The 7,354-nt window shown below is 72.4% G+C and carries 4 protein-coding genes; all 4 read right to left on the bottom strand.

All coding sequences use genetic code 11. The features are described from left to right. Positions 1-145 precede the first annotated feature (145 nt). From ACR807_RS18385 to ACR807_RS18370, 4 genes are read right to left on the bottom strand one after another with little or no spacing between them, the layout of a single operon-like run. A complete protein-coding gene (locus ACR807_RS18385; RefSeq protein WP_438922557.1) occupies positions 146-703 on the bottom strand; it encodes an acyltransferase in 558 nt (185 codons plus the stop codon). Further along, positions 700-1,791 (bottom strand): DegT/DnrJ/EryC1/StrS family aminotransferase, encoded by a 1,092-nt coding sequence (locus tag ACR807_RS18380; protein WP_438922560.1) that lies wholly within the window; start codon positions 1,789-1,791, stop codon positions 700-702. The genes ACR807_RS18385 and ACR807_RS18380 overlap by 4 nt, the downstream gene beginning before the upstream one ends. After that, entirely contained in the window at positions 1,791-2,450 is a 660-nt protein-coding gene (locus ACR807_RS18375) for a NeuD/PglB/VioB family sugar acetyltransferase (protein WP_438922556.1), read from the bottom strand. Before ACR807_RS18375 ends, ACR807_RS18380 begins: the two co-directional genes overlap by 1 nt. Continuing rightward, the gene (locus tag ACR807_RS18370; RefSeq protein WP_438922555.1) at positions 2,447-7,294 is read right to left on the bottom strand and encodes a DUF4082 domain-containing protein; all 4,848 of its coding nucleotides are present in this window, start codon (positions 7,292-7,294) and stop codon (positions 2,447-2,449) included. Before ACR807_RS18370 ends, ACR807_RS18375 begins: the two co-directional genes overlap by 4 nt. Between the last annotated feature and the right edge of the window lie 60 nt (positions 7,295-7,354).

The following is a 7,354-nucleotide window of genomic DNA, read 5'->3' as shown; positions in this document are numbered from 1 at the left end:
GTGCCGAACGGCACCTGGCTCTTCTCACCCTCGTCGTCCTCGAAGACGACCTTGCCGGTGACCTTGCCCACGGGTTCTCCTCTGTCGGCGGACACCCGTACACCCGCGAACGGCCGCCGGCGTTGCACCGGCGGCGCGTCGCGGCTCAGGCCCGGGTGAGGCCCTTGTCGTCCTCGGCGTAGCGGTCGCCGCAGTCGGGGCACGTCAGCGACGCGTCCAGGCGCTGCCCGCAGGCGCACACCCAGCCCTTGTGGCGGGCCGGGTTGCCGGCGACGAACGCGTGCGCCGGCACGTCCTTCGTCACCACGGACCCGGCCGCCGCGAAGGCGTGCTCGCCGATCTCGACGCCGCACACCACGACGGTGCCCGCGCCGAGCGTCGCGCCCCGCCGCACCAGCGTGGTCAGCAGCTCGTCGCCGCCCCGCTTGATCGCCGCGCGCGGGCGCAGGTCGTTGGTGAACAGCACGTTGGGGCCGAGGAACACCTCGTCCTCGCACGTCACGCCGTCGTACACGAGGGTGCCGTTCTTCACCGTCACCCGGTCGCCCAGCACGGCGCGGCCCTCCACGAAGGCACCGTCGCAGATGTTGCAGTCGCGGCCGACGCGGGCGCCCGGCAGCACGTGCGCGAACGCCCACACGCGCGTGCCGTCGCCCACCTCGTCGCTCTCGCACAACCCCTTGGGGTGGACGAAGACGTTCACCGCACGGCCTCCGCCAGCGCCTCGACGACCCGCTCCTGCTGGGCGGGCGTGATCTCCGGGAACAGCGGCAGCGACAGGATCTCCCCCGCCGCGGCCTCGGCCACCGGGAAGTCGCCGGGCGCGTGGCCCAGGTTCTCGAACGCGCCGGTCAGGTGGACCGGGGTCGGGTAGTGGATGCCCGCGCCGACGCCCGCCGCGTGCAGGGCCTTGAGCACCCGGTCGCGCTCGGCGACGCGCACCACGTACAGGTGCCACACGGGCAGGTTGCCGTCCAGCACGACGGGCGTGGTCACGCCGTCCACGCCGGCCAGCAGCCCGGTGTACCGGTCGGCGGCGGCGCGGCGGGCCGCGTTCCAGCCCTCCAGGCGGCGCAGCTTCGCGGACAGCACCACGGCCTGGAGCGTGTCGAGGCGGCTGTTGAAGCCGAGCACGGTGTGCTCGTACTTGCGCGGCGACCCATGCTGGCTGAGCAGCCGCACGGCTTCGGCCAACGACGCGGACGAGGTGAGCACGGCCCCGCCGTCGCCGTAGGCGCCGAGGTTCTTGCCGGGGTAGAAGCTGGTCGCGGCGAGGTCGCCGAGACCGCCCACGGGCACGTCGTGCCGCCGCGCGCCCTGCGCCTGCGCCGCGTCCTCGACGATCGGCACGCCGAACGCCCTCAGCTCCTCCACCGGGGCGGCCTGGCCGTACAGGTGCACCGGCAGCAGCGCCTTGGTGCGCGGCGACAGCGCGTCGGCCACCAGCGAGGTGTCGAGGAGCCCGGTGTCGGCCGCGCAGTCCACGAGCACCGGCGTGGCACCGGTCCGGGCGACCGCCTCGGCGGTGGCGATGAACGTGTTGGCGGGCACGACGCACTCGTCGCCGGGACCCACGTCCAGGGCGCGCAGCGCCAGTTCCAGGGCGTCGGTGCCGTTGCCGACGCCGACGCAGTGGGCGACGCCCTGGTAGGCGGCGAACTCCGCCTCGAAGGCGGCGACCTGCCGCCCCCCGATGAACGCGGTGGTCCTGAGGACCTCCGCCCAGCCCTCGGCGACCTCGTCGGCCACCTGCTCGTGCTGGGCACCCAGGTCGACCAGCGGGATGTCGATCACGAACCGTTCCCCTCTCGCAGCCTCCGGGCGGGGTTCCCCGCCCAGACCTCACCCGCGGGCACGTCCGTGAGCACCACCGAGCCCATGCCCACCACCGCGCCCGCGCCGATCGACACGCCCTCCCGGACCGCCGAGCCCTGTCCGAGGTAGGCGCCCTCACCCACGCGCACCGACCCGCCGAGCGACGCGCGGCCGGCGAACGTGACGCCGTCGCCCACCTCGTCGTCGTGCGTGACCAGCACGTGCGGCATGGCGACGACGTGCGCCCCCAGGCGCAGCGGTGTCGTCACCACCGCTCCGGCGAGCAGGACCGTCCCCGGTCCCACCACCGCGCCGGCGGCCACCGAGGCCGCCGGGTGCACCACGGACGCGTACCGGTCCTCCGGCAGGCCGAGCCGGGCCACCACGCCCAGCCGGCCGCGGGGCCGGTGCGCGTTCGCCACGCACACCAGCACCGCCGCGTCGGTCATCTCGTGCACCAGGTCCGACCCGCCGATGACCGGCAGGCCGTCCAGGTCCGCGCCGCGCCGCGCCGGGTCGTCGTCCAGCGCGCCGACGGGTCGCCACCGCTCCGGGAGGAGGCGGACGGCCGCGAGGACCTCGCGGGCCAGTCCGCCGCCGCCCACCAGCAGCAGGGGTCGTGGTGTCGTGCTCATCCGGTGGTGAACACGACGTCGACCCAGTAGTTGCCGCCCGAGTAGGACTGCTCCGGGAAGCCCGTGCCCGCCTTGAAGAGCCCGTTCGGCGCGCCCTCGACGGAGGCCGGGGCGCTCAGCGGCGGCGCGGTCACCGAGTTGCCCATGAAGTACCCGGTGTCGACCGAGTAGTGGCCGTTCGGGGCGGTGTAGGAGGCCACGTAGCTCGTCCCCGCGTTGACCAGGACCGGTTGGCTGAACACGAGGGTCTGCCAGCCGGTCGCCGTCTCGTTCTGGAACGTGCCGGTCGCCATCACCTGGCCGGTCGCCGACCACAGCGTGCCGGTGTGCGTGCCGGTGTTGCCCGCGCCCTTGAAGAACTTCACGCCGGTGACCGTCCCGTTCGCCGAGGGCACGAACCGCACGCCCAGCTCGAAGGGGTCGCCCTCGTCGGCCGACTGGACCGTCGGCACGGTGGCCGCGCTGAACAGCGAGCACGGGCAGGCGCCCGCGGTCGTCGTGGTGAACGACCAGGTGGTCGGCGCGGCCATCAGGTTGCCGTAGACGTCCGCGATCCGCAGGCTCGCCGTGTACGTCGTCCCGCCGCCCAGGGGCGCGGCCGGCGTCCACGTCACCTGCTGCTGGCTCGCCGACAGGGTCAGCGCGCCCGCGAGCTTCGCGCCGCCGGCGTCGACCAGGGTGAACTGGGCCGAGCCGAGGTCGACCGGTTCGTCGAACGCCGCGGTCAGCGGCGAGGTCCGGGACACCCCGGTGGCGTTCGCCAGCGGCGTGCGCTCGGTGACCACCGGCGGCGTGTTGTCGGTGTTGGGCAGGTAGACGACGTCGACCCAGTAGTTGCCGCCGCCGTAGGAGTTCGTCGGGTGGCCGGTGCCGGAGCGGTAGACGCCGTTGCCGCCGTCGCCCGCGGCCGGCGCGCTCAGCGGCCCGGAGGCCACCGAGTAGCCGCTGAAGTACCCGGCGTCCACCGAGTACCGGCCGGCGGTCGTGGTGTACGAGGCGGTGTAGGTGACGCCCGTCTGCACGTAGACCGGTGCGGCGAAGACCAGCGTCTGCCAGCCGGTCGCCGTCTCGTTCTGGAACGCGCCGGTCGCCATCACCTGACCGGTCGGGGACCACAGGGTGCCGGTGTGGGTGCCGGTGTTGCCCGCGCCCTTGTAGAACTTCACGCCGGTGATCTGGCCACCCGCGGTCGGGGTGAACCGGACGCCCAGCTCGAAGGTGCCGCTGTCGGCCGCCGCCGGGACGGTCGGCACGGTGGCGGGGCTGAACAGCGAGCACGGGCAGATCACCGTCGGGGACGTGGTGAACGACCACGTCACCGGCTCCGGCAGCGGGTTGCCGTTGGCGTCGGCGATCAGCACGCTCGCCGTGTAGCGGGTGTTCGCGACCAGCTTCGCCGACGGCGTCCAGGTGACGGTCCTCTGGTCGCCGGACAGCGACAGCGAGCCGGTGAGCTTCGCGCCGCGCGGGTCGGCCAGGAAGATCTGCGCGGACGCCGGGTCGAGGGCCTCGGTGAACGTCGCGGTGAGCGGGGCGGTCGCGGCCACGCCGGTGGCGTCCACGCCCGGCGACCGGGCGGTCATGGTCGGCGGGGTGGTGTCGCCGTTGAGGCCGTTGCGGTAGACGACGTCGACCCAGTAGTTCGTCGCGTTGTAGGTCGACTCGGGGAACCCGCCGCCCGCGCCGTAGCGGTAGACGCCGTTGGGGCCGTCCACGCCGTCGGCCAGGGCCCGCAGGCCCGCGTAGCTCGCGCCCACGCCGGCGAACCCGCCGGGCGTGACCGAGTAGCGGCCGTTGGGCGCGTAGTACGACACGATGTAGGTGGTGTTCGCCTGCACCTGGACCGGCGAGGCGAACGTCAGCTTCTGCCAGCCGGCGGCGGTCTCGTCCTGGAACGTGCCGGTGGCCATGATCAGGCCGGTGGACGACCACAGGGTGCCGGTGTGCGTGCCGCTGTTGCCCGCGCCCTTGAAGAAGCGGATGCCCAGCACCTCGCCCTTGCCGTTGAAGCGGACCTTGGTGCCCACCTCGATCGGGGTGGTGTCGTCGGCGGTGTACGTGGCGGGCCGGGCGAAGTCGTCCCAGACCGTGCACGGGCAGGTGGCCGGCCGGGTCGCGCCGGTGGTGAACGTCCAGGTCGTCTGCACGGTCTGGTTGCCCGCCGCGTCCTTGACGCGCAGGGCCGCGGTGTAGGAGGTGTTCGGGGTCAGCGGCGCGCTCGGCGTGAACGCGACCGTCTTGTCCCCGTTGGACAGCGCGGTCGAGCCGGACACCGCGCCGCTCGGGCCGGTGACCGTGAACTGCGCGGACCCGGGTGCGATGACCTCGTCGTAGGTGCCGGAGACGGCCGGCGTGAGCGACACCGTGCCCTCGCCGCTGAGCGGGTTGTTCGACACCAGCAGCGGCGCGCGCAGGTCGGGGCCGGGGTCCGGCGCCCACACGACGTCGACCCAGTAGTTGCTGCCCCAGTGCGACTGCGTCGGGAAGCCCGTCGAGCCGAACCGGAACAGGCCGTTGACGCCGTCCACGCCGTTCTTGAGGCCGGTCATCGGCTCCAGGTGGCGCTCCTGCTGGAAGAAGTACTCCAGGTCGTAGGAGTAGTGCCCCTTGGGCGCGAAGTACGACACGACGTAGGTGGTACCGCCGGTGACCGCGACGGGTTGCGCGAACACCAGGGTCTGCCAGCCGGTCACCGTCTCGTCCTGGAACGTGCCGGTCGCCATCACCTGACCGGTGGAGGACCACAGCGTGCCGGTGTGCGTGCCGGTGTTGCCGGGCCCCTTGTAGAACTTCACGCCGCGCACGTAGCCGTCGCTGTTGGCGCGCCACTTCACGCCCAGCTCCAGCGGCGACGGGTCGCCGCTGTCCGCGGTGTCGGGCACGTCGTTGTTCGTGAACAGGCCGCACGGGCAGGTGCGGGCGGTGACGCCCGGGGTGGCGACGACGGGGGTGGACAGGTTGAGCGAGTCGTCGACCGCGCGGACCCGCAGGCTCGCGGGACCGGACTTCCCCGGCGTGTAGGTGTAGCTCCACGAGGTCTGCCCGGCCTGCCACACCGCCGGGTGCCAGCGGGTGCCGCCGTCGGTGGACACCTCGACGCCCGCGACCCGGCCGGCGGCGTCGGCCACCGTGCCGGCGAACGCGTAGGGGGTGCCGACCGACGACACCGGCGGGACGGAGGTGAACGCCACCGTCGGCGCGGCGGCGTCACCGGTGGCGGTCGCCTGCACCAGGCCCGGCTGGAGGGTGGTCGCCTGCACGCCCATGTCGGCCAGGAAGTTGACCGTGGCCTGCTTCATCCGGATGTCGGAGGTCGGCGTGTTGGTGAGGAACGCGTGCTCGTCGTCCACGCCCCACGCCCACTGCACCGTGCCCGCGCCGAACACGAGGGCGCCGCTGGGGTGCTTGTAGTAGGTGATGGCGTGGGTCTTGGTGTCCGGCGTGTAGAGGTCGCCGTGGTTCTGGAGCACGTACGGGCCGTCGTCCATGGTGACCGTGGTGCGCGAGAGCTGCGCCACGCCCGGCGGCTGGAAGCCGTTGTCCTCCACCGAGTTCCACTCGTAGCCGAGGGTGCCCGGCTGGAAGGTGTAGGTGGAGCCGGCGCTCATGTTCTGCAGCGACGTGTGCCGCCACAGCCGCATCTTGCCGTACGCGGCGGGCACCTGGAGGGAGTCCTCGCGGCGGCCGTTGACGGTGAAGATGTTGCCCAGCAGGGCGTTCTCCGGCCGTCCGCCGTCCTGCGCCGGGCTGTAGCGCGGGTCGCGCCAGGTGCCGGTCCAGTCGGCCAGGTTGTCGTTCTGGGTGCCCTTGGTCTCCTTGTAGCAGGCGATCGTGCGCCAGTCGGTCCGGGAGTCGTCGATGGACTTCTCCCACCGGTGCTTCCAGAAGATCTCGTTGCCGGTCAGGAACGCCATGTGCACGCCGGCGTCACGGGCGGCCTCGACGTTGGCGCGCTGCTCGTTGGACCAGTACTCGTCGTGGCCGACGGCCATGAACACCTTGTGGTTCTTGATCAGGTGCCCGCGGCGGGCCGAGTCGGCGTCGGTGGTGTAGCTGACGTCGTACCCGTTGGCCTCCATGAAGCGCAGCATCGGGTACTCGGCGTTGAAGATGAAGTTGTCGTCGCCGTCGCCGCCGGTGTACGGGCGGTTGTAGCTGACCTTGTACGCCTGGCCGCCCTGGCCGGGGCCGTCGCCGAAGTAGAGGCTGTTGCCGCCGTAGCGGTTGTAGGCCACCCAGGTGGAGTCCGAGGTCTGGAACAGGACCTTGGAGGTGCTGGAGTCGTCGCGCACGACGAAGACGATCTCGTTCTCCGCGCCGCTGCCGTCGTCGCGGACGGCCCGCGCGTAGTAGAGGCCGGAGACGGCGTTCGTCGGCACGTTCCAGTGCGCCGACACCTCCCAGTTGCCGCAGTCGATGAGCGCGCTGCCGTCCGTGCCGCGCTTGCACAGCGGCTGGTTCGTCAGCCTGTCGGGGTCGACCCGCTGCTTGAAGCGCGCGCCGACGCCGCCGTAGTAGCCGAGGCGGTAGATGTCGAGGTGGTAGTTCGTGCCGGCGGTCAGCATCTTGAAGTCGACCCGGCCACCGGGGTTGACGCTGATGTCCGTGGTGAAGCCCAGGATCGCCTCGTCGCGGTAGCCGACCTGCCAGTCCGGGGTGCCCGTCAGGGTGTTCTCGCACGCCACCTTGTTGACCACGGGCGCGTCGCACGGCGCGGCGACGGCCTCGGGTGCGCGCAGCACCGAGACGACGACCACCGTCGAGGCCACGAGGGCGGTCACCACCAGTAGTCGCAGCAGGTGCACCGCAAGCGCGGGTCTCGCCCGCGTCGCATCGGCGGTCATGGGAGTTCACCTTTCGGACAAAGCGGCCTGTTCACTGGGCGTGACCGCGTCGGCACTGCC

Source organism: Saccharothrix sabaoui (assembly GCF_051756985.1).
Classification (GTDB): Bacteria; Actinomycetota; Actinomycetes; order Mycobacteriales; family Pseudonocardiaceae; genus Actinosynnema.
Note: the sequence above shows the minus strand (reverse complement) of the source record. Positions and strands in the feature narration are given on the sequence as shown.

Bases quoted from the DNA above. Each gene is read 5' to 3' on its own strand.
- ACR807_RS18370 (WP_438922555.1), bottom strand. From the start codon at position 7,294: ATGACCGCCGATGCGACGCGGGCGAGACCCGCGCTTGCGGTGCACCTG.
- ACR807_RS18375 (WP_438922556.1), bottom strand. From the start codon at position 2,450: ATGAGCACGACACCACGACCCCTGCTGCTGGTGGGCGGCGGCGGACTG.